The organism is Natronobeatus ordinarius, from assembly GCF_024362485.1.
GTDB lineage: Archaea > Halobacteriota > Halobacteria > Halobacteriales > Natrialbaceae > Natronobeatus > Natronobeatus ordinarius.
The window spans coordinates 2,860,183-2,882,013 of record NZ_CP101456.1; the positions used below are offsets into that span (position 1 = coordinate 2,860,183).

22 protein-coding genes are annotated in these 21,831 nt (G+C 66.1%); 12 read left to right on the top strand and 10 right to left on the bottom strand.

Annotation, left to right across the window (positions count from 1 at the left end; all coding sequences use genetic code 11):
- Positions 1 to 157: 157 nt before the first annotated feature.
- The gene (locus NMQ09_RS14585; protein WP_255191311.1) at positions 158 to 2,179 is read right to left on the bottom strand and encodes a bacterio-opsin activator domain-containing protein; all 2,022 of its coding nucleotides are present in this window, start codon (positions 2,177 to 2,179) and stop codon (positions 158 to 160) included.
- 460 nt (positions 2,180 to 2,639) lie between these two features.
- Between NMQ09_RS14585 and NMQ09_RS14590 the strand changes: the two genes are divergently transcribed.
- Positions 2,640 to 3,395, top strand: a complete 756-nt coding sequence (locus NMQ09_RS14590) for a DUF2797 domain-containing protein (protein ID WP_255191312.1) — start codon at positions 2,640 to 2,642, stop codon at positions 3,393 to 3,395.
- 219 nt (positions 3,396 to 3,614) lie between these two features.
- Positions 3,615 to 4,082, top strand: coding sequence for a pyridoxamine 5'-phosphate oxidase family protein (locus NMQ09_RS14595; RefSeq protein ID WP_255191313.1), 468 nt, complete (start codon positions 3,615 to 3,617; stop codon positions 4,080 to 4,082).
- Between the two features lie 163 nt (positions 4,083 to 4,245).
- Here the strand turns inward: NMQ09_RS14595 and NMQ09_RS14600 are convergent, their stop codons facing one another.
- Together NMQ09_RS14600 and NMQ09_RS14605 are read right to left on the bottom strand one after the other, a co-directional pair.
- Positions 4,246 to 5,313, bottom strand: coding sequence for a methionine synthase (locus NMQ09_RS14600; RefSeq protein ID WP_255191314.1), 1,068 nt, complete (start codon positions 5,311 to 5,313; stop codon positions 4,246 to 4,248).
- Positions 5,310 to 6,308 (bottom strand): 5-methyltetrahydropteroyltriglutamate--homocysteine methyltransferase, encoded by a 999-nt coding sequence (locus NMQ09_RS14605; protein WP_255191315.1) that lies wholly within the window; start codon positions 6,306 to 6,308, stop codon positions 5,310 to 5,312. The genes NMQ09_RS14600 and NMQ09_RS14605 overlap by 4 nt, the downstream gene beginning before the upstream one ends.
- Before the next feature lie 248 nt (positions 6,309 to 6,556).
- Here NMQ09_RS14605 and NMQ09_RS14610 point away from each other — a divergent pair, with 248 nt between their 5' ends.
- Positions 6,557 to 7,159 carry a helix-turn-helix domain-containing protein gene (locus tag NMQ09_RS14610; protein WP_255191316.1) on the top strand — a complete coding sequence of 201 codons (603 nt, stop codon included), beginning with the start codon at positions 6,557 to 6,559 and terminating at the stop codon, positions 7,157 to 7,159.
- Positions 7,160 to 7,174: 15 nt separating this feature from the next.
- On the opposite strand, the gene NMQ09_RS14615 is transcribed toward NMQ09_RS14610, so the two are convergent.
- Positions 7,175 to 8,278 (bottom strand): M24 family metallopeptidase, encoded by a 1,104-nt coding sequence (locus NMQ09_RS14615; RefSeq protein ID WP_255194601.1) that lies wholly within the window; start codon positions 8,276 to 8,278, stop codon positions 7,175 to 7,177.
- A 157-nt stretch (positions 8,279 to 8,435) separates the two neighbouring features.
- On the opposite strand from NMQ09_RS14615, the gene NMQ09_RS14620 reads away from it, so the two are divergent.
- Positions 8,436 to 9,314 (top strand): COX15/CtaA family protein, encoded by an 879-nt coding sequence (locus NMQ09_RS14620; protein ID WP_255191317.1) that lies wholly within the window; start codon positions 8,436 to 8,438, stop codon positions 9,312 to 9,314.
- A 90-nt stretch (positions 9,315 to 9,404) separates the two neighbouring features.
- On the opposite strand, the gene NMQ09_RS14625 is transcribed toward NMQ09_RS14620, so the two are convergent.
- Positions 9,405 to 9,875, bottom strand: a complete 471-nt coding sequence (locus NMQ09_RS14625; protein ID WP_255191318.1) for a DUF2062 domain-containing protein — start codon at positions 9,873 to 9,875, stop codon at positions 9,405 to 9,407.
- A 189-nt stretch (positions 9,876 to 10,064) separates the two neighbouring features.
- Positions 10,065 to 10,559 carry a GNAT family N-acetyltransferase gene (locus NMQ09_RS14630; protein WP_255191319.1) on the bottom strand — a complete coding sequence of 165 codons (495 nt, stop codon included), beginning with the start codon at positions 10,557 to 10,559 and terminating at the stop codon, positions 10,065 to 10,067.
- Between the two features lie 108 nt (positions 10,560 to 10,667).
- Here NMQ09_RS14630 and NMQ09_RS14635 point away from each other — a divergent pair, with 108 nt between their 5' ends.
- A complete protein-coding gene (locus tag NMQ09_RS14635) occupies positions 10,668 to 11,222 on the top strand; it encodes a class I SAM-dependent methyltransferase (protein ID WP_255191320.1) in 555 nt (184 codons plus the stop codon).
- A gap of 69 nt (positions 11,223 to 11,291) precedes the next feature.
- Here the strand turns inward: NMQ09_RS14635 and NMQ09_RS14640 are convergent, their stop codons facing one another.
- Together NMQ09_RS14640 and NMQ09_RS14645 are read right to left on the bottom strand one after the other, a co-directional pair.
- Entirely contained in the window at positions 11,292 to 11,765 is a 474-nt protein-coding gene (locus NMQ09_RS14640; RefSeq protein WP_255191321.1) for a DUF7992 family protein, read from the bottom strand.
- Between the two features lie 94 nt (positions 11,766 to 11,859).
- On the bottom strand, positions 11,860 to 12,432 hold the full coding sequence (locus NMQ09_RS14645) for a GNAT family N-acetyltransferase (protein WP_255191322.1): 573 nt from the start codon (positions 12,430 to 12,432) through the stop codon (positions 11,860 to 11,862).
- 136 nt (positions 12,433 to 12,568) lie between these two features.
- Between NMQ09_RS14645 and NMQ09_RS14650 the strand changes: the two genes are divergently transcribed.
- The 3 genes from NMQ09_RS14650 (at position 12,569) to NMQ09_RS14660 (ending at position 14,373) form a co-directional block, all read left to right on the top strand.
- On the top strand, positions 12,569 to 13,357 hold the full coding sequence (locus tag NMQ09_RS14650; protein WP_255191323.1) for an HAD-IIA family hydrolase: 789 nt from the start codon (positions 12,569 to 12,571) through the stop codon (positions 13,355 to 13,357).
- Between the two features lie 128 nt (positions 13,358 to 13,485).
- Positions 13,486 to 13,773: a HalOD1 output domain-containing protein gene (locus tag NMQ09_RS14655; RefSeq protein ID WP_255191324.1), complete on the top strand. Its 288-nt coding sequence runs from the start codon at positions 13,486 to 13,488 to the stop codon at positions 13,771 to 13,773.
- Positions 13,774 to 13,887: 114 nt separating this feature from the next.
- Positions 13,888 to 14,373: a metal-dependent hydrolase gene (locus NMQ09_RS14660; protein WP_255191325.1), complete on the top strand. Its 486-nt coding sequence runs from the start codon at positions 13,888 to 13,890 to the stop codon at positions 14,371 to 14,373.
- Here the strand turns inward: NMQ09_RS14660 and NMQ09_RS14665 are convergent.
- Positions 14,370 to 14,801 carry a pyridoxamine 5'-phosphate oxidase family protein gene (locus NMQ09_RS14665; RefSeq protein ID WP_255191326.1) on the bottom strand — a complete coding sequence of 144 codons (432 nt, stop codon included), beginning with the start codon at positions 14,799 to 14,801 and terminating at the stop codon, positions 14,370 to 14,372. The genes NMQ09_RS14660 and NMQ09_RS14665 overlap by 4 nt on opposite strands.
- 209 nt (positions 14,802 to 15,010) lie before the next feature.
- Between NMQ09_RS14665 and NMQ09_RS14670 the strand changes: the two genes are divergently transcribed.
- Positions 15,011 to 16,372 carry a sulfatase family protein gene (locus tag NMQ09_RS14670; RefSeq protein WP_255191327.1) on the top strand — a complete coding sequence of 454 codons (1,362 nt, stop codon included), beginning with the start codon at positions 15,011 to 15,013 and terminating at the stop codon, positions 16,370 to 16,372.
- Between the two features lie 29 nt (positions 16,373 to 16,401).
- Here NMQ09_RS14670 and NMQ09_RS14675 read toward each other — a convergent pair whose 3' ends face one another.
- Positions 16,402 to 17,289 (bottom strand): universal stress protein, encoded by an 888-nt coding sequence (locus tag NMQ09_RS14675; RefSeq protein WP_255191328.1) that lies wholly within the window; start codon positions 17,287 to 17,289, stop codon positions 16,402 to 16,404.
- A gap of 179 nt (positions 17,290 to 17,468) precedes the next feature.
- On the opposite strand from NMQ09_RS14675, the gene NMQ09_RS14680 reads away from it, so the two are divergent.
- The 3 genes from NMQ09_RS14680 (at position 17,469) to NMQ09_RS14690 (ending at position 21,740) form a co-directional block, all read left to right on the top strand.
- The gene (locus NMQ09_RS14680) at positions 17,469 to 20,189 is read left to right on the top strand and encodes a hybrid sensor histidine kinase/response regulator (RefSeq protein WP_255191329.1); all 2,721 of its coding nucleotides are present in this window, start codon (positions 17,469 to 17,471) and stop codon (positions 20,187 to 20,189) included.
- 36 nt (positions 20,190 to 20,225) lie between these two features.
- A complete protein-coding gene (locus NMQ09_RS14685) occupies positions 20,226 to 21,227 on the top strand; it encodes a hypothetical protein (protein WP_255191330.1) in 1,002 nt (333 codons plus the stop codon).
- A gap of 195 nt (positions 21,228 to 21,422) precedes the next feature.
- The gene (locus NMQ09_RS14690; RefSeq protein ID WP_255191331.1) at positions 21,423 to 21,740 is read left to right on the top strand and encodes a DUF7344 domain-containing protein; all 318 of its coding nucleotides are present in this window, start codon (positions 21,423 to 21,425) and stop codon (positions 21,738 to 21,740) included.
- Positions 21,741 to 21,831: the final 91 nt, after the last annotated feature.

The window sequence follows — 21,831 nt, forward strand, 5'->3', positions numbered from 1 at the left end:
AGTACCTGCGGAGCCACGTCGCTCGAAACTCGCCGCCGTAGTCGTTGACATCCGACCACCGTAGTCGGTCGAGCACCCACCGGGGCCACCTGCCGCGCCACGTCGGCGGCGACGTGATCGTACGACGTCGATCGATACGACGCTATACCCTAATTCGTTAGTGTCGATCGTCGAAGAATTCGGTCAGCACCTCGCGCTGTGCGTTTCGGAGGTGCTGGTGCATGGTCGGTGGGGAGACGCCCATCGACTCGGCGATCTCCTCGCCGGTACTTCCCCGTGGCCAGTCGAAGTAGCCGCCGTAGTAGGCGAGTCGGAGTGCCGTCAACTGACGGTCGGTGAGTCGGTCGACGATTCGGTTTCGCCGTTCGGTGGCCGTCTGGACCGGACGGTCGACCTCTCGCTTGGCGACGAGCGTCACGTTCTCGTACACCGTGGACAGGGCCTCGATGACCGCCCGGACGTCGGCGTCTCGAGGAACCTCGACGACCGACGATGCGATTCCGTCTTCGACCGTGATCTCCCGAACCGTCGCCCCGTGGTTCGTGAGCGTTCGAACGCCGGACTGGTGGAACCGAACCTCGAGGGTACAGCGCTCGTAATCGTCGTAGATGAGTCGACACTCGTCGACCGACTCGTGGTCGGTCGCCTCCGCCATCACCGTCTCGCCGTCGAGCCCTTCGACCGTCACGTACTGGTAGGTCGTCCCGTCGACGTCGCCGGCCCACTCGAGTGAGCACGTACAGTCGTACGTTTTGCTCAAGTGAAACGAGAGCGACTGTCCGTCCTCGACGCGGATCTCGAGTTCGACGACGGCGTCGGCGAAGAGCGACCGTCGGTTCAACACGGCGTTGATGCTGAAGCCGATCGTTTCGCCGAGGAGGCCGAACGCCGACTTCTCGCGCTCGCTGAACGCGTCGTCCCGTCTCGCGTAGGCGACGAGGGCGCCGTAGACGGTGTTGTCGTGGACGACCGGCACGACGATGGCAGAGTGAACGTCGTCCGCTCGCGCAGCCCGTCGAATGGCTTCGGGAAGCCGTGGCTCCTCGCCGACGCGGTTGCTCGACCGTATCTCGCCCGTTTCGATCGCTTCGAGCACCGGCTGTTCGGGATCGACGGACCGATCGGCGACTCGATCGAGAATCGTCGTCGCTTCACCGGCGCGAGTCCTGACCGTGAGGCCGTTGGAGCCGTCGGATTCGCCGATCCACGCGCCGCAGTACAGGCCCGACGCGACGAGCTGCTCACAGACTTCACGCTCGATATCCTCCCGGGTCGGCGCCTCGACGAGCGTCCGGATCACTCGACGGACGACCCGATTGATTCCGTTGAGCGTCTCGAGTTGATCTCGACGGCGACGGAGCTCGCGCTCCCGCCGGGCCCGTTCGGTGATGTCCCGGGCCAGCCAGACGACCGCTCGACGGCCGTTGACGGGTTCTTCGATCGGAACGACCCGGGCGTCGAACCGTCTGGTTCCCTCCGTCGTCTCAGCTTCGTACTCGACCGACTGGCGCTGCCCTGACTCGAGTGTTCGCTCGATACAGCCCTGTAACTCGGTGGCGAGCGCGTCGGGAAACACGTCCTCGAGGTTGGTGCCGACGAGCTCTTCGGCCGAGACGGTGTAGAGCTCTCCCGCTTCGGGACGCACTCTCGCTTCGAGGTAGACGCCGTCTTCGTCGAGGACGAACGCTTCATCCGGGATCGTGGTCGTGAGCACCTCCTCGAATCGATCGCTGGCGTCGGCCCCGCTCCCGTCCCCATCGATCGCCGCGAGCGTTCGCGCCGGGAGGTCGTCGCTCGTGGACGGCACGTACTCGGCCGCGCCAGCCCGGAGGGCGACCGTCGCGAGCCGCTCGCTGCCCTCGCGCGGCGCGAGAACGACCGGTAGCTCGGGGCAGGCGGCGTCGGCACGCTCGAGCAGTTCGCGGGCTCGATCGGGGCAGTTGACGTCGAAGATGAGACAGTGAGCATCGTCCAGTTCGTCCGGCCAGTCCGGCGCGTCGACGTCGACGGTCCGGACCTCGAGCCGGGAGTCCTCGCGAAGTTCGTCGACCGGACCGGCTGTCGGGTCGTCGGTGACGACGGAGACGGTCAGTCCGGCGCCACGGTCAGGACCCGCGTCGCGCGGCGCGACCGTGCCCTCATCACCCTCCTCGTGTCGTTCGTTGGGCGAACTGGGCATTGTTTTTCAAATAATCTGACCGAATCGGTAAAAGAGTAGTGGTCCTGTTGCGGTGTTTACCGACGAATTTAATCAATTTGCGTCGATCAATGTCGTGATGGCTGACACTCGTTCTCACAGGAACCAGACGAGCGAGAGTCCTGTGATCGACGTCGCTGCGAGAATGCCAGCAATGGGTCGCCCCATCTCGTTGGACCTCGCGATCCAGGCGATTCCTACTTTGCCGACGGAGTTGACAATGTTGGTGCGCGCATGCTACACGTATCTGGCAGCATACTCTCACCTCTCGTCGATCCCAGCTATAGGACTCGTTGAGACGAGTTACACCCGGTCACAGCCGGACGGGTAGCCTCGACGACGAGGCTGAGGCTGGCCGTCGACGGTCGTGACCGGGTGTGCAATGACGTTCAACGGTTACTATATCGTCACGCCTATCGTCGACCCCGGCGTACGATCGTGCGTGCAACTCGTCGGCTACGACTCGAGCGGACGCGACGCCGCGCTGTTGCTGAGCGACGGTAACCGGGTTCGACGCCAGCCGCTCGAGGCCGGCGACGACCTCTCGTACACCCTGGGACGGCGCCACTGTGCCGGCGCGATCGACGGCGACGTCCACCACGCCTGTGAGAACGAGGTCGCCCCCTACTGTGACCTGCACGCGAGCACCTGGATCTGTGCCCGCTGCACCGGCACCTGCCTGAAAGACGAGATGGACTGCTACGAGGAACACGCCGTCTACCTCGCCGCGTTCGCCCCCGACACGTTCAAAGTCGGCGTCACCCGGAGCTGGCGACTCGAGACCCGCCTTCGCGAACAGGGCGCCGACCACGGCGCACACGTCCACACCGTCTCGAACGGCCGCATCGCCCGCGAACTCGAGGCCGAACTCGCCCGCGACCTCGTCGACCGCGTCCGGACGCGGGCGAAGCTCGACTCGCTCGCGGCCGACGTCGACGAGGGCGCCTGGGAGGCCCTGCTCGCCGAGCACGACGTGCTCGACCGTTTCACCTTCGACTACGGATTCGCCCTCGAGAGCCGCCCCGTCCCCGAGACGATCGCGTCGGGAACCGTCGTCGGCGTCAAGGGTCGACTCCTCGTCCTCGAGCGCGGCGGGACGAACTACGCCGTCGACCTGCGGGATCTCGTCGGCTACGAACTCGAGGCGGGCGATGCCACCCGCAGTCTCCAGTCCTCACTGGGAACGTTCGGTCGGTGACCGCGGTCCAGTTCGGCGGATCGAAATCGGTGGCCGTCCGATTTGGGCGCCGAGTGAGGTGTTACAGCACTGCTTGAACGGTTCGAGGGCGACGGTAGCCGTGCTTGAATGGTTCGAGGGAAACGGTAGCCGTGCTTGAACGCCCGCACCTCGCTTACAACCCTGGCTTGAAGGGTGAAGGGTCGGTGCGTTCATGAGTGGCCGTTCGAGACGGAGCGTATGGAAGATCTAGGGGTGGACGTTTCCACGGAGATGGCCGAGCGCTTCCTCGCCGACCGCGGACACGGTGTCCTCTCGCTGGCCAACGAGGGCGTCGGCTACGGAATTCCCCTCTCTTACGGCTACGACGCCCTCACCGACCGCTGTATCATGCAGTTCGTCACCGGCCAGGAAGGGCGAAAGCGGGAGTTTCTCGAGACCAGCGAGACCGTCACGCTGGCGACCTACGAGTACGAGTCAGACGGGACCTGGCAAAGCGTCATCGCGACCGGGACCCTCCGACCGCTCTCGAACGACGAGGTTGCAGATCGGGCGGCGGCGATCTTCTTCAGCCAGGCAGCCAACGCAGACACGCACACTCGACTGGCGGCCGAGGGTGCCGAAACCGAGTGGTACGCCCTCGAGATCGAGACGCTCGTCGGCCGGGAGAGCGCCACCGGGGACGAGCCGCTGACGACGCTCGAGTGAGACGGTCTGTCGTGATTCGGCACCGGTCATCGAAGCTCCGCTCGAGCGATCACCGAAAACACGGTACAACGATCCGTACGAGCCAGTACGTTGCCAAGCCTGATTTGCAGGGTCGAATCCGTTGCCGAAGGACGGTTCGACCCTGCAGTCGACGCTTAGGAGATTAGTCGTCGGCCGGTGCTGCCCGGCTGGTTTCGACGTCGATCCGGCCGGCGTCGAGGTCTTCCTCGACGTTGCGGGCCGCTTCGACCATGTTCGCCATCTTGCCATAGGCGACCTCGCGGGGCAGGAGTTTGAGCCCGCAGTCGGGCGAGACGACGAGCTGTTCGGGCGGGACGACCTCGAGGCCTTTCTTGATATTCTCCTCGATCTGCTCGACGGACTCGACCTCGGCGACGTGGGCGTCGGTGACGCCCAGCGCGAGGTCTTTCGTGAACTCGGGGTCTTTGAACACGTCGAGCTGGTCGTAGTCGCCGTTGGCGAGCTCAAGGTCGAACTCGTCGACGGGGAACTCGAGGATCTCGGGGTAGATGCGCGAGTAGTCGCCGTAACAGACGTGCAGGCCGGTCCGGACGTCCTCGGGGATGTCGTCGACGATGCGCTCGAGACACTCGCCGACGATGGCGTGGTCGTCGGGCGTGGTCGCGAGGGCGGGTTCGTCGATCTGGATGTAGCGCGCGCCGGCCTCGACGAGCTTCTCGATCTCCTCGTTGACGAGGTCGGCGAGCGCGTAGGCGAGTTCCTCCTCGTTTTCGTAGGCCTCGTTGAACGACCAGTTGGCGAGGGTGTACGGACCCGTGATCGGAACCTTGACCGGTCGATCGCTGGCGGCGGCGGTGAACTCGTACTCGTCGACGAGCCAGGTCTCTCCGTACTCGACTTCGTCGACGACCGAGGGTTTGTCGAAGTAGTTGTGGCCCCACACCTTCACGGGACCGTTGAACTCGTAGCCCTCGATCCGGTGGGCGAAGAACTCGACCATCTCAGTGCGGCGCATCTCGCCGTCGACGACGACGTCGAGGCCGGCGCGTTCGTGCTCGTCGGTGATCAGGCGGGAGGCGTCGTCTTTCGCTTCCCCCCAGTCACCCTCGTCGAACTCGTGGTCGGGGTCCTGGTAGCGCTCCTTCGCGCGGTTCAGCCACTTCGGTTTCGGGTAGCTCCCGACGACGGTCGTCAGGATGAAGTGCTCTGCGTCGTGCTCTGCGGGTCGGAACTGGTCTTTCGTGCTCATGCTGGGGTCACCTCCGCGAGAGTCGCGGCGTCGGCGAGGACGGCGAGTTTCTCCTCGAACTTGCGGTACGGCAGGTAGAACGTCTCGGTGTTCGTCGTCAGGTAGACGGTGTCGAAGTCCGTGACGGGCAGGCGCTCGAAGACCCACTCCGCGCGGTCGCGTACCGCCTCGGGGTCTTCGACGAGTGTATTCTGCCCGTCCACGAGTCCGAGCGCGACGTCGTCGGTCGCGCCGTACTCCTGGAGGTTGTAGAGGTTGTCCTCCTGTTCGGTCACGAAGTCGAAGCCGACGGCGTCGATCTCCGCGTCGAGCAGGTGGGCGTAGACCTTCTCCTCGAGTGCGCCCCAGTAGGTGTGGACGACGACGTCGGCGTCGGTGGCGGCGGCGACCGTATCGACCGCCTCGCTGGCGCGCTCGTCGAGGCCGTCACCGGGGGCGTCGGTGACGAGCGAGGGCTCGAGCAAGAACAGCGTCTCGTGGTCGGGGAACGCTTCGACCTCGCCGGCGAGGAAGTCGGCGACCGCGGCGAGGAACGTTTCTTCGTCGCCGTAGTGTTCGTCCGTCGCGAGGTCGGCGAGCGAGTACGGCCCGGGGAGGACGGCCTGCAAGTCGTCGGTCGACTCGGCTGCCGACTCGAGTTCGCGGGCGACGTCGCCCGAGAAGCCGAGGTCGTCCTGGACGACGGGCTCGCGATAGAAGTTGTTGTTGTCGTAGTACCGGACGATGCCACGGGTTTCGACGCTGTCGTGGACGGCCAGTGGGTGCGCGAGCATGTCGTCCCATCGGAGCTGCCCCTCGGAAACGAGGTCGAGGTCGGCGTCGTGCTGGCGGCCGATCACCTCCCCGCGGGCCTGCTCGTACACCGCAGTGATCTCCTCGTCCTCGTCGCCGCTGACGAGGTCGTGTTTCTGGTGTCCCTTCAGGTCCGAGAGGTCGTCTTTCGCCCAGTCCGGAAGCGGGAACAGCCCCGGCGTGGTCGAGACGTATTCGGTCATGCGTGGATCGGGCTAGGCTATGCTGACGCTTAATATTTACCATCCACTTAGATACGTGAGAGTAATTTGTGAACGGGACACACGGTCGCCGGCGGGTGTCGACGAGGACCGCTTCAGCCCCGACTCACCGAAATATACCCGCGTTTCAAACGCTGTTCGGCCGTTTTTCGTCGGATCAGCCGAACCTGAAGGCTGTCCCCGCAAAGGTTTAACTCCGCGCGAGACTTCGTCCCGTACGAGAGGACACTATGGGATCTGACGACGCCGACGACCGCCGAGTGGACGAACCGGACGACCTCGAGATCGAGACGACAGCGGAACTCGAGATCGGGGTGGCCGACGACGCCGAACGGTCGTCGGATCGAGTAACCGACGCCGCGATCGAAGAGGTCGACGGCCGGATCGTCGACCTGCTCGCGTGGATCCTCGACACAGAGACCCGGGCGAAGATCTACGTCTACCTGCTCGCGAACCCCAGCAGCACCTCCGAGGAGGTTGCGAAAGGGACCGGCCTCTATCCGAGTACGGTCCGTGAGGCGCTGGCGGAACTCCACGAGGAGGAGAAAGTGAGTCGCGAAAAGCGCGCCAGCGAGGGTGCCGGCAACAACCCCTACGAGTACACGGCCATCCAGCCGAGCGAACTCGTCGGCGGCGTCGTCGACCAGGTGCAACACGAACTCAACACCATCTTCACGCTAGATCGCGTTCTCGACCGCGAACCGGGCCGTGACGAGTTCGAAACGGACGTCGAACCCGTGACGATCACGGTCGACGACGGCAGCGTCGACGTGGTCGACGAAACCGACGAGACTGACGACGCAGACGAGTCGGCCGACGCAAACGGGGAGTGACCCCGCTCGAGCCGGTCACTCGAGTCCGAGGACGGTCGGCCGCTCGAGTTCGAGGTCCCGGTCACCCACGGCCTGGACGGAACGAGTCGGCCACTCGCCGGTCGTCGTCAGCACCTCGACCCCCTCGTCCGTGACGAGGGCGGTGTCTTCACTTTTCGCGCCCTGTACAGTTGGATTCCAGGCGTAGGCCATCGGCGTCACGACGGGCGCGTCGTGGTCGGGCGTCGCGATCCACTCCCGGCCGGCGAAGCCCGCCGCCCCGCCCTGGTGGTGGTGTTCCCACTCACCTGCGTAGCCCACCTCGTCGTAGGCGTCCTGGATCGCGGCGAAGACGTCGCCAGCGGTTCCCCCACGCTCGGCGGCCTCCCGGGTCGCTGCCAGCGCCGTCGTCTCGACGCGTGCCGCGGCGGCGTGGCGTTCCTCGAGCCAGGACGGCGAGTCGAACGCGACCGCGCGGGTACAGCTCGCGTGGAGTCCGCCGCGCTGGGCCGTCACCGAGACGAGAGCGTACTCGCCGAGTTCGGCGGTCGTCGGCGTGTAGTGGCGATACGCCCGCGCACGTTCGCCGCCGCCGACGAGGACCACCGGCGCCTCGATCTCCCGCGCCGAGAGCGCGATTCCCAGCGCTGCGGCGACCTCGTGCTCGGTGTCCCCCGGCTGCAGCTCGCGACACACCGCCTCGACGGACGCGGCCGTCTCCCGGGCGAGTCGGCGATACCGATCGACGTCCGTCTCGGTCAGCGGCGTCCGTAGCGGCGTCGGATCGATCCGGTCGAAGCCCGGCACCGGAAAATCGGCCGCCGCCGACCCGTCGACCCGCTCGGCCAGGGCCTCGGCCAGCGACGTCTCGTGCCACGGGTAGGACTCGACGTCGACGGCCACGTCGGCGTCCTCGAGGTCCGACATCTCCTCGGCTTCGATACGGTCGGCCTCGATCTCGTCGGTCAGGATGCGAACGCGATCCCCGTCGTAGCCGACGGCGGCGACGCCGATCGGGCGCTCGCGATCGACGACGTTCGACCCGCCCGTCAGCCACGCGAACGCGTTCGGCCGGGCGAACCAGACGGACGAGCGGTCCTCGCGCTCGAGGGCGGTCGTGAGTCGCTCGAGTTTCTCCATGCTCGAGGGTGGCGGGGGCCGTGCTTGAATCCGGCGGATATGGGCCCGGATCGCGACGCCGGGGTCGAACGCGTTCGCGTGGTAGCCACTCGATTCCCTCCGGCTGAGAACGACTCGGATCACCTAAGTACGATGCATCCCTAGCCACGGCAAACCCGTGTCGCTCGAACATCACACGTCCGACTCGTCCGCTCGTTCGCCGATCGACCGGTTCGGATTCTCGCACCTGCTCGGGGCGACAGTCGTCCTGACCGCGGCGACGATCCTCCTCGGCGTCGCCGCGAAGGCGACCGGTGCTGGGCTCGCCTGTGACGCCAACTGGCCGCTGTGTGACGGCGGGCTGTTGAACCTGTTCCCGGCGAACTTCCCGAGTTTCTTCGAGTGGATCCACCGCGTCGTCGCGATGGTCGCCGGCTTTTTCATCATCGGAACGGCGATCACCGCCTGGCGCAGCGCCTCGATCGGCCGCTGGGTCACCTACGCGATCACTGCGGGAATGATCCTGACGCCGATCCAGGTCTACCTCGGCCGCGAGACCGTCCTCGTCTACGACCTGACGATCCTCAACTTCCACTTCTGGACCGCCGTCGTCATCTTCGTCCTGTTCGTCGGATCGGCGGTCGCCGTCTGGGCGCCGGGGCTCACGACGACCCACGTCGCGGGCGCGCTCGGACTCGGCGCGGCGATGATCCCGATCCACGTGACGCTTAGCCCCCTCTTCATCGGGACCTACACGCCCGTGATCCAGACGCTCCAGTACGCCGCCACGCTCGTGCTCCTCTCGGCGGCTATTCTCGCCGTGATGATCGCCCCTCGCCGGGTGGACGGCTCCGCCGTCACGGGACTCGTTGCCGTCACCGCAGTGCTCGCGTTCCTCACGGTCCTCTTCGGCCGTCACGCGGTCATGACCTACCTGCCTGCGCTCGACCTCGTCTACCTCCTCACGGCCGCCCTCCTGTTCGTCGTGATGATCGTCGGCGCAGTCACCGTTCGACGGCGCTCGGGGACGACTCGAGGAAAGCGCGCCCTCTCGTAATCGGCGTCGCTCGAGACACACTGCGATTGGACCGGTGATTGTTCTGCGCGTGCGTCGCTCGAGTCGCTCGTCGAGGAAATCAGCCCGTAGTCATGGTGTGAGCCGGCGCGAGTGGCGGTGCCGGCGACGGTGTGATCGCGTCAACTCGAGGACGACGACGTACCCGACCCCCGCCAGAGCGAGGGCGATCAGGACGTTCCCGAGCAGGAGGAGCTGGACGACGGTCACGGCGTAATCGAGGGCGGCGACGTCGAACAGTACCAGGGGGTCGGTTCCGAGGAGGACGGCCCCGAGTTTGACGCTCCCGGCGTAGACGAGCGGTTTGACGAGCGGGTTGAGGACGACGACCGAGGCGAACATGGCGGTCCTGCATAGCCAGGGGAACCAGTAGGCGAGCAGGAAGAACAGGCCGATTCCGAGTCCGCCCGTCGGCATCGCGGTGACGAAGATTCCGATGGCGAAGCTCGCGGCGACCTCGTGAGCGCTGTGGCTGCCGTCGAACGCTGCGGTGAGCTCACGCCGGACTCGCGATCGATACACCGACAGACGTTCACGGAGCATGGTCGCTCTTTCCCCGCTGAATTTCCCCCGATCGGCAAAAAGGTATCGTCACGTGTCACCGGTCGACTCGGTGTGTCACTCACGGCGCGAACTCGAGATCGGCGAGCCGAGCTTTCGAAGGCCATCACGACCCTGAGGCCGGACGGCAGTGACCGCTTCCGGGCCACGGACCGGTAGCCGTTCACGTTCTCACGCGTCGTTCCCGAGTTCGTACACCGTCTCCTCGTACGGCTCGCCGTCGATCACGGTCTCGCCGGTGTCGACGGGCTCGAATCCCACACTCCGATAGAACGCGTCGCCGGGTTCGTTCGCCGAGAGCACCATCGCCCTGACGCGCTCGGCCGCCCGGTCGGTCGCCTCGTCGATCGTTCGCTCGAGCAGTCCCGACCCAACGCCTTCGTGGCGATACGCGGGGTGAACGTAGACGCGCAAGATCGTCGCCTCGCCGCCGCTGACGACTGCGTGGGAGAATCCGACGACCTCGTCGTCGTCCTCGGCGACGAGCAGGGCCGACCCCGGCGTCTCGAGTTCGCGTTCGATCGCCTCCCGGCCGTACCACTCCTCGACGGCTTCGGCAGCGGCCGTCTCCCGGCTCAGAATGTCCGGGTAGTCCCGTTCCCAGGACGCCCGGGCGATTCGCTGGATCGCTTCGACGTCGTCGCGGCCGGCATCACGATACTCCATACCATGATACTGGCCCTCGTCCACAATCGTTCTTTCCCACGGGTCGGGCGCCCATCTCGGATCGATCCAAACCGGACAGGTCTTTGCACGCCCGTCCCAATAGCGCGTATGGGCTTTCACACGTTCCCCATCGACCGGGCCGACGCGCTTGAGGATCCGTCTCGCTACCGCTTCTGTTCGCGCGAGGAACTGATCGCGGCGCTCGAACTCGACGACGGGGCGGCCGTCGCCGACCTCGGGTCGGGGACGGGCTTCTACGCGGACGACGTGGCCCCGTTCGTGGAAACGCTGTACGCGGTCGACGTCCAGCCCGAAATGCACGACCTGTACCGGGAGAAAGAACTCCCGGACGCGGTCGAAACGGTGACGGCCGACGTCTCTGCGCTCCCGTTCGACGACGACCACCTCGACGGGGCGTACTCGGTGATGACCCACCACGAGTACGCGAGCGAGGCGGCGTTCGCGGAACTCGCCCGCGTGCTCCGATCCGGCGGCCGGCTCGTTACCGTCGATTGGTCGGCCGACGGCCCCGGCGACGACGGCCCCTCGGTGGACGAACGGTTCGGCCTCGAGGCCGTGACCGACCAGCTCGAAGAGGCCGGTTTTTCGATCGAGTTGGCTCACAACCGTCCCGAGACACTGTTCGTGGTCGCTCGACGGTAGTCGAAGCGGGCGACCACGGCAGCCTCGCCGCGAGCGTTTGCTCGCGAACCAGGAACCAGGTGTCGGCTGTCACCCGAAGTCGGGAAGGTCCTCGGGTGGCTCGTACGCCGCTTCCCAGTCGATGTACTCGTCTTTGAGCACCTCACAGACGAGCTGGCCGAACTCGGTGAGCTCGGCGTTGATCGCCGAGACGGTGCCCCAGGAGTCGAGGTCGGGGTGATAGGATCGCTCGCGCCAGTCCTCCGGGATTCCTGGCGCGTGGTAGCCGACGCGGTCGGCGAAGTCGTCCCAGAAGAAATCGAAGTCGGCGAACAGCTCGAGGTCGCAGACGATCGCGTACTCCGCCGCTTCGAGGTCGGTGTCGGCAACCCAGACGTCGAACGCTTCCTTCCAGGCGCCCTCCTCGAGGAACGCCTGGAGTTCTTCGCGGCGGTAATCGATCTCCTCCGTAACGTCGCCGCCCCCGATCGTTGCGTCCTCGTACTCGTTCGGGTCGACGGACGACAGTTCCGGCGGTTCGGGTGGTTCGACCTCGAGTGTCATGGTCGACCTAGGACCGGTTCGCGGATAAGAATTCGCACCCGGGCAGGCGTGAGGGACGATTCGCGTCAGTTTCGGTTCAGCGTGTCAGTTCGCGTCAGTTTCGGTTCGACGCGTCAGTTCGCCGCCACTCACCCCGGAGGAGCCCGTACTGGCACAGGTCGCGATACTCGCCGTCGACGAACCTGTACCGGCGGAGGCGTCCTTCCTCGGTGAAGCCGAGCGACTCGAGCAGACCCCGGGAGGCGTCGTTGTGATCGTAGACGCTCGCGCCGACGGCGGGCGTGTCGTAGACGCGGAAGACGTACTCGAGGACCAGCGAGACGGCTTCGTTGCCGTAGCCTTCCCTGTGGACGTCGGGAACGAGCCAGTAGACGAGTTCGGGACGCCGCCAGTCGGCGCCCGTGATCGCGACCGCGCCGATCGGCCGGACCTCGTCGCCGTCGGGGGTTCCCGGATTCGCGTCCTCGGGCTCGAGGCAGACGAGGAACTGGCGCTGGTCGTCGTCCTCGAAGCGGCGTTCGACCTCCTCGAGCGTCCGGTGGATGCCGTTGCCGAGCGGATACCGAATCTCGGGGTTCGCGAACGCTCGCTGGAGGAACGGAACGTCCTCGCGCTCGACCGTCCGAAGCGCGATCCGATCGCCGCGATCGATACGTGCACCTGGCATGCCAACTCCTTCCTGACATCGAACATGAATCTTTCGCGTCGCGGCAGGTCCGGAACGCGGTGCATTCGTCTCCGGCGATCGAACCCGACGAGCGGAACCCGAACGCTCAACCGGCAGCGACCCCTCCCCTCGAGCGATGACGACCTACGAGGCGGCGATCCTCGACGTCGACGGAACGATCGTTCGGGGCGAGCGGTTGCTCGAGGGCGCGACCCAGGGGCTTCGCTCGCTCGAGGACGCCGGGCTCTCGCGCCTGCTCTTCTCGAACAATCCGACTCGCGGCGCGGCCCACTACCGGGAACGCGTCGGGAACCACGGCATCGAGATCGGTCCCGAGAACGTGCTCACGTCGGCCACCGTCACGGCCGAGTACCTCGCGTCGACTCACGACGGCGACGCCGTCTACCTCGTCGGCGAGGATCGACTCGCCGCGATCGTACGGGAGGCTGGCCTCGAGGTGACGACCGACCCGACGGCGGCGGATCTCGTCGTCGGTTCGATCGACCGCGCGTTCACCTACGACAACCTCGGGGCGGCGCTCGAGGCGCTCGAGCGCGATGTCCCCTTCTACGGCACCGACCCGGACGTGACGATTCCGACCGACGACGGGACGATGCCCGGATCGGGCGCGGTGCTCGCCGCGATGGCAGCCGTTGCGGGGCGAGAGCCGGACGCCATCCTCGGCAAACCCTCGTCGATCGCCGCCGAGGCCGCGATGGCCCGACTCGAGGTCGACCCAGCCGATACCCTCGTCGTCGGCGACCGCCTCGACACCGACGTGGCACTCGGCCAGCGAGCAGGAATGACGACCGCGCTCGTCCTGACGGGGGTCACGACGCGAGCGGACCTCGAGCGGTCGGAGATCGAGCCAGCGTACGTACTCGAGTCGCTCGGAGAGGTTGACTCGATTCTCGACGGGGAGTAGGACGCGTTCGTTGCCCCATCCGGAAAGCGGACGGCGGACCCGTTCACCGACGACAGTCGGCGAATCCAACGGATCCAGACGGTGTTCCGGGGACGTACTTATCTGAGCGACCGGTGAAGGAACAGTCGATGAGGTCCGACGAGAACACGGTCCGCAAGGCGTACGATTCCTCGAGCGGTCGACCGTTGAGCGACGTCGTCCTCGAAGCGATCGCCGAGGTGAAAGGCGAGGAGATCACGAAAAAGACGTGCATTCTGTACGACGACGTCGATCCGACCGGGCTCGATCTCCTGTTTGCGGATTCAGGAAGCGGCAATACGGTCGTGACGTTCGGCTGTGTGGACTGTGAGGTGACGCTCGTCGCAGGCGACGATATCGAGGTCCGCGCTACCCTGCTCTCGGATGAGGAGCGGTGATCCGGGACGGCCCTACCCCGACCGTCGAGCGGGCCCGACCCGAACTCCCAACCCGACCCGACGTCGGCGACCGAGGGAAACCTATTCAACCGTCGGCTGAACAGTCACAGGTAGATGAACAAGCGGGGGCACGTTCTCAACGCGGTGTTACTCAGCGTCGGACTGGGGCTCCTCCTCGAGCCGTCGCTGGACCTGAAGACGCTCGAGACGATCGTGGCGATCACCATTCCGGTGACGCTGGGGGCGCTCTTTCCCGACGTCGACACGGACTTCGGCCGCCACCGGAAGACGCTCCACAACCTGCCGGTGCTCGTGGCGTTTCTCGCGTTTCCGTACTACTTCGAGAACCTCCAGTACGTCTGGATCGGCGTCCTCACACACTTCGTGCTCGACGTGGCGGGAAGTCGGCGCGGCATCGCGCTGTTCTATCCGCTCTCGCCGACCGAGTACAACCTGCCGTTCGGGGTCCCCGTCAGCAGTAGCAAAGCGGACCTCGTTACCGTGCTCGTCACTGCTGGCGAGATCCTCATTGCGGCGGCGATCATCTACGAAGTGCCACAGTGGGGCTTCGAGATGAGTCGGCAGGCGATCGGTATCTAGCCAAGGTAGCGCCCCGACACATCGTCGGCACGGAGCTCGTACCACTGCAACTCGAGGTCGGTTTCCTCGACGTCGACGTCGCCAGCGACGGTGTAGAACCACGACTCGAGTTCTTCGTCGACGTCGTCCTCGGCGAGCCCCTCGAGCGGTCCGGTCACCACGACGCTTCGCCACTCGTGGGGACTCGAGTGTTCGTAGACAGTGAGACACACCTCGTCGGTCCTCTCGATGAACGATCGTTTCTTGCTCTCGGCGGCGAAGCCGAGATCGAAGAGCACTCGATCGCTTCCAGAATCGTAGGCGAACGCGACGGGGACGCCGTAGGCTCGACGCTCCGCTGCGAGACAAAGCACGCCGGTCCCGCGGTCGTTGAGGAACTCGACGGCGTCGTCTTCGGACATCGGCTTTCCGTACCAGTGGTCTGTCATCTACGTCACCGTTCGCCAGTGTCTACGTCCCGTGGTAAATAGTCGAGCCGAACGATCGGTGGCCGAGATCGTCGACTCTGCTGAACGATCACGGACTCGAGACAGACCCGCCGCTGGAGTCGTCGTCCCGTTCACCGCCGAGCGACGCCGCCGCTCGCCGCCGTCAACGGCCCAACCATTATCCCGCCGGTCGTGGTACGACGTCTCTCATGGCCGATACGCAGCCGAACGTCCTCCTGATACACTGTCACGACCTCGGCCGGTACCTGGGGTGTTACGGCGTCGACGTCGAGACGCCGCGAATCGACGAACTCGCCGACGACGGTGCGCTGTTCGAGAATCACTTCGTCACCGCCCCGCAGTGTTCGCCCTCCCGCGGAAGCCTGATGACGGGCCGGTATCCGCACGTCAACGGGTTGATGGGACTGGCCCACGGTAGCTGGGAGCTGCACGAGGACGAGCGCATCCTGCCACAGTACCTGCACGACGCCGGCTACGAGACCCACCTGTTCGGCCTCCAGCACATCAGTCAGGACACCGATCGGCTGGGCTACGATCACGTCCACTCCGAGGGGAACCTCTACCCCGGCGTCTCGCCGGCCGTCCACCAGGCGAATCGGGCGCGAAACGTCGCCGACGTCGTCTCGACGTTCCTCGAGAAACGGGCCTTCGACGCGCCCTTTTTCGCCTCGATCGGCTTCTTCGAACTCCACCGCGTCGAGGAGGAACACGGCCGATTCGGGTTCGACGCCGACTACTACGCGACGGACGATCCCGACGAGATCCGCCCGCTTCCCTACCTTCCGGACCGACGCGGGATCAGGCTCGACCTGGCGGAGATGCGGGGGATGGTGTACGCCGTCGACGAGGCGATGGGAACGATTCTCGACTGCCTCGCGGACACCGGCCTCGAGGAGGAGACGCTCGTGGCCTTCACGACCGAACACGGCATCGCCTTCCCCCGGGCGAAAGGGTGCCCCTACGACGCGGGTATCGAAGCCGCGCTCGTGATGCGCTGTCCCGGCCTCGCCGACGGTGGCGACCGGTACGACGAACTGCTCAGCAACGTCGACGTGCTCCCGACGCTCCTCGAGTGCGTCGGCGCCGACGTTCCGGACGGCATCGACGGGCGGAGTTTCTACCCGTTGCTGGCAGACGAGGAGTACGAGGAACGCGAGCAACTCTTCGCCGAGATGAGCTGGCACGACATGTACAACCCGTTCCGGGCGATCCGTACACACCGGTACAAGTACGTCAGGAACTTCTGGCACCTGCCGAAGGTGTACCTCTCGTCGGACATCTTCGCCAGCGAGGCCGGCCGCGAGGTGCGCGAGGAGTATGGCATCCCGCCTCGCCCGTACGAGGAACTGTACGACCTCCAGGACGATCCACAGGAGGACGTGAACGTGGTCAAAGAACCACGGTACCAGGACGTCCGTGTCGACCTCTCGCGGCGGCTCCACGAGTGGATGAACGCGACCGACGACCCGTTGCTCGACGGCCCGCTGCCGCCCGGCGACGACGACGAGATCAGCGCCTGGCCACACGAAGAGTCATCGACCCACGACTGACGTCCGGTGACGAGCCAGCGGCGGCCCGCTCACGCGTCGTGTGGACGCCCCCTGACGAGCGTCACCGCGAGCGGCGAGCGCCTCGCGACGGTCTCCGCGACGGTCCCGAGCACCAGCCGCGCCGCGAGCGAGCGCCCGTGACTTCCCATGAGTATCTGGTCTGCGTCCGCCTCGAGGGCGTACTCGACGATCTCCGTCGTCGGCTCCCCGTAGCTGCTGACCGTCTCGATCGACGCACCGTGGTCGGCCGCGATCGTCTCGGCCGACGCGAGGACCTGCCCGGCGCGCTCGTCGAAGTCGTCGCGAATCGCCTCGAGGTAGGTCCCGTCGACCTCGTCGTGGCTCGACTCGAACGGGAGGTCGACGACGTGCAGGGCGGTTACCTCGGCGTCGGGGAACTCGGCGAGGACGTACTCGAGTGCGGCTTCGGCCTGCTCGGAGCCGTCGGTGGGGACGACGACGTGGCCCGGGAGGTCGCGCTCGCGGAGGGTCGCGGGCGGTTCGGAGACGACCGTCGTCGTGACCGGCGCGCGACTGACGACGGCCTCGCTGACGTGGCCGAGAAACGGCCGGGTGATCGGCGACTCGCCGTGACTGCCCATCACCACGTGGTCGGCCTCGCGCTCGACGAGGCACTCGAGGATCTCCGTGTGGGGTGAGCCGGTCCGGATCGTCGTGCGTGCTTCGACGCCGACCGCCTCGGCGCGCGACTTCGCCGTCGACAAGACGCGCTCGGCGGTGGCTCGCGCTCGCTGTTCCGGCGTCTCGGCGTCGCCGACGCCGGCGTAGTGGTCCCGACCGGTATCGACGACGTACAGGAGCGTGATCGCCGCGTCGGGAACCGACGCGAGGCTGTACTCGAGGCCAGCGGTGGCCTGCTCCGATCCGTCGAGGGGAACGAGAACGTGGGTTGGCATGGTGGGTGAATCTGGGTTCACGATCGGCTGTCGGCGGTCGCGTCGTGATTCGTGGCCCGCACGGATAAACACCGAGCCGAGTTGCCACACCACATAATAGCGCGGCTCGCTCGCGGTCACGGCACTGCCCGCCGTCTCGGCCGTAAGGGATACGGTGGCTGGTTTCGAACCCCTCGAAGATGGACCGTACAGACAGCCGTCTCGCCGGCTTCTCCGCCCGTGGCCGGGCAGATCGGAACCGTTCGGTCGAGCAGGCCGGCGGGCCGATCGACGTCGTCTGCGCCGACGCCGAGCGGCAGGCTGCGGTTCAGGTGGCGACCGAACTCGAGCGACGGGACGACCGGCTGACGGCCGCTGTCGAAACCGACGGTCGAGCCGTCCTCGAGCGCCTCGAGTCGGCGACCGTCGACTGCGTCGTCTGTGGTCGCGAGTTGGCCGACGAAAGGGGGGCCGCGTTGCTCGAGTCGGTTCGCAAGCACGACCGATACCTCCCGTTCGTCTTCGTGATCGACGGCGCCGACGAGGCGTTCGTCCGGGAGACGCTCTCGTTCGCCGGGACGGATCACTTTCGACCCCGTGACGGCTACGCGGTGCTCGGCAACCGCGTCCGAAACGCCGTCGTTCGGTACCGGGCTCGAGCGGACGTGGACGAACTCAGGCGGGGACGAGCCCTGCAGGATCGGCTCACGCGCCGACTCTTCCGGACGGCGATCGACGCGGAACTCACGACGGTCGGCCGAGACGACGCGCAGATCGCCGACGCCGTTCACGGCGCGTTCGATGGCTACGAACCGCTCGTTCGGATCGAACTCGCTCGCTACGACGACCGAGAGCTGACGCCGCTCGAGTCGGCCGACGGCACCGCCCCCCTCCTCGAACGACTCCACGACGATCCCGAGGACTCCGTGCTCGCCGAGGCGGTTCGAACCGGCCGCCCACAGGTCGTCTGTGCGGGCGAAGCGCCGGTGCGGAGTGCCCACCGTCACCTCGACGACGGCGAGTGTCTCACGATACTGGCCGTGGAAGTGAGCCGCGAGCAGTACCTGCTGCTCGCTGTGGTCACGGAGTCGTGTGGGATCGACGAGCACGACCTCCTGGCGGGTATCGCCACCGAAGTCGCTCACGCCATCCACACGACGGATCTGCAGTCGGACCTCCTCCGCTTTCGGAACGCCGTCGAACACGCCGGTCACGTCGTCCTCATCACCGACGAGACTGGGACGATCGAGTACGTCAATCCGGCGTTCGAGCGGGTCACCGGCTACGACCGCGAGGCGGCCGTCGGTCGCACGCCCGCGATGCTCAGCTCCGGCGAGCACGACGAGGCGTTCTACGCCGACCTCTGGGGGACGATTCGCGCCGGCAACGTCTGGCGCGGAGAGGTGATCAACGAGCGTGCGGATGGCAGCCGGTACGTCATCGACCAGACGATCGCCCCCATCGAGAACGCCCGGGGAGCGACGGTCGGGTTCGTCGCGGTCAACCAGAACGTGACCGACCAGAAAGCACGCGAGCGCGACCTGGCGTTTCTCAAGCGAGCCGTCGACCAGGTCGGCGTTGGGGTCGCCACGTACGAGCCCGACGGCCGGGCGACGTACGTCAACCGCCGACTCGCAGCCCTCGTCGGAACGGACTGCCAGGACCTCGAGGGGAGACACGTCGCCGAGATCAACGCCGAGGTCGCCCGCGATCAGTTAGCAGCCCGCTGGGAGGCGTTCGAGGAGGGCGAGACGCGGCTCATCGAGACGTCGTACGAACGACTCGACACGGGCGAGGCGGTTCCGGTCGAGGTCGTCAGTTCACGGATCACCATCGACGACGAGCCGTACCAGGTCGCGACCGTCAGGGACGTCACCGAGCGGAGACGATACGAACGCGAACTCAAGCGCGTTCGTAGCGCGGTCGAACACGCCGGCCACGGGGTCGTCATCACCGACGAGACGGGGACGATCGAGTACGTGAACGAGGCGTTCGAGGCGATGAGCGGTTACTCGGCGGCCGAGGCCGTCGGGGAGACGCCCGCGATCCTCAACGCCGGCGTCCACGACGAGGCGTTCTTCGAGGCGCTCTGGGAGACGATTCTCGCGGGCGAGGTCTGGCACGGCGAGGTCGTCAACGAGCGACCCGACGGGAGCCACTACGTCATCGACCAGACGATCGCCCCGCTGCTCGAGGACGGGAAGCCGGTGGGATTCGTCGCGATCAACAACGACATCACCGACCTCAAGACGTACGAACGCGAACTCGAGGAACAGAACGAGCGCCTCGCCCAGTACGGGCGGATGGTCGCACACGACCTCCGGAATCCGCTGACGTTGCTCGACGCCCACGTCGAGGCGACCGAGACCGTCCTCGAGGTCGATCCGGAGACGCCCGTAGGCGAGCTCGAGGCCGACCTCCGGCGGGAGTTTCGCGACGTCGACGAGCTCACCGACTACATGCGGCGGCTGATCGAGAACCTGCTGTCGATGGCCGAACACGGCCAGCTGGTGCTCGACGCCGAAGAGACCGCACTCGAGCCGGTCGCCCGGACGGCCTGGCAGGAGACTGGAACTGAACCAAGTCGCCTCGTCGTCGACGACGGCACGATCGACGCCGACCCCGAGCGGCTGCGGGAGCTGCTGGCGAACCTGTTTCGAAACGCGGTCGAACACGCCGGCCCGGCCGTCACGGTCCGAGTCGGTCCGCTCGGTTTCGGCGACGGCTTCTTCGTCGCGGACGACGGCCCCGGAATCCCCGCCGACGAGCGCGAGTGGGTCCTCGAGCGCGGTTACACGACCGCCGACGACGGCACTGGGTTTGGCCTCGCGATCGTCGCCCAGATCGCCGAGGGCCACGAGTGGACGCTCGCCGTCACCGAGAGCGAGGACGGCGGCGTCAGGTTCGAGTTCCGGGCCTAGTGTTTTTTGGTCGAACTGCGTGAACGGTCAACACGGATGGCTATCGAGTTCGACCGAACCGTCGAGGAGGCGCCGTTTCACAACCCGCTCGAGGGGTTCGAAGCCGACGCTGTCGAGATCGAACACCGGACAGATCCACTGACGGGCCGGCAGACGCGGATCGTCCCGGACGTCTTCCCGATGCCGGAGGACGAACCACCGCTCGACGACTTCGTCGGCGACGGCGAGGGCTGTTTCTTCTGTCCCGAGAACGTCACCGAGGCGACGCCGACCTACCCCAACTTCGTCGGCGTCGATCGCGGCTCGGTCGGCGAAGCGGTCTCGTTCCCCAACCTGTTCCCGTACGCGAGGGGTTCGAACGTCGTCGTCCTTACCGAGGACCACTTCCGTTCGATCGACGAGTTCACCGTGGACCACTTCGCCGACGGCCTCGCCTGCGCGCTCGAGTACGTCCACGCCGTCAGAGACCACGAGGAAGCGGCGTACGCCTCGATCAACATGAACATCCTCCCCTCGTCGGGAAGTAGCGTCGTTCACCCGCACCTCCAGACGATCGTCGACGATCACGGCACCGAGCAGCTGCGCCGCATCCGTCGCCACGAGCGAGCCTACCACGACGAGCACGGCCGCCGGTACTGGGAGGCTTACCTCGAGGAGGAACGCGACGGACCGCGGTACGTCGGCTCGACCGGCGAGGTGGAGTGGCTCGCGCCGTTCGCCCCGAAACACCAGTGGCACGTCGCGGGCGTCACCGACGTGACGGGGCTCCCGGCGCCCGACGACGACGTCGTGGCCGACCTCGCCGCCGGAATCGTGAACGTCCTCTCGTACTACGCCGAGCTCGGGCTGAACAGCCACAACCTCGCGCTTCGCCTGCTCGAGGACCCCGCGTCGACGGCCGTCGTCGACGTCGTGGCCCGACCGGTCTTCGGCGAGCACTACGTGAACGACGCGTTCTTCTTCACGATCCTCCACGACGAACCGATCGTCGACGTCGCCCCCGAAACGTACGCCGCGGAGGCGGCAGACTACTTCTAGTCGAGTTCGATCCCGATACCTCTCCGTCCGCGTTCGACGACGAACAGACTGATCTTCTCGACACTACCGACCAGCTGCACCGTTCGGCCAGTTGTCGCAGTTCAATTTTTCAAACTGTTTGGTTTTCTACCGGGAAAATTCACAGATCCTGCAACCACCGGTGTGTTTTTCTACGTGCAAACCAGATTTTGAGCAATGACGACGGTCGACGAGGTCATGACGTTACTCCACGAACGCCGGCGCCGATACATGCTCTATTATCTCTCCGAGCAGAACGGTCCGGTTCCCGTGACCGAACTGGTCGACGCGGTGGCGGAGATGGAGGCCGAGGAGACGCCGATCCCGAACGGAACGTTCGATCGCGTCGAGATTGCACTCACGCACAACCACCTGCCGGAAGCGCAGACCGCGGAGTTCGTCGAATACGATTCCACCGAAAAAGTCGTGCGGCTGACCGACGAACCGCCCGCGTTCAACGCGATCCTCACGGTCGCGAAAGTACTCGAGGACTGATAATGACGGTTGTAACTGTTTACCGGTGATCGCCCCACCGGGACGGCGACCACCGGTAAGAGACTACAACCATCGTTATGATCGACTCGCT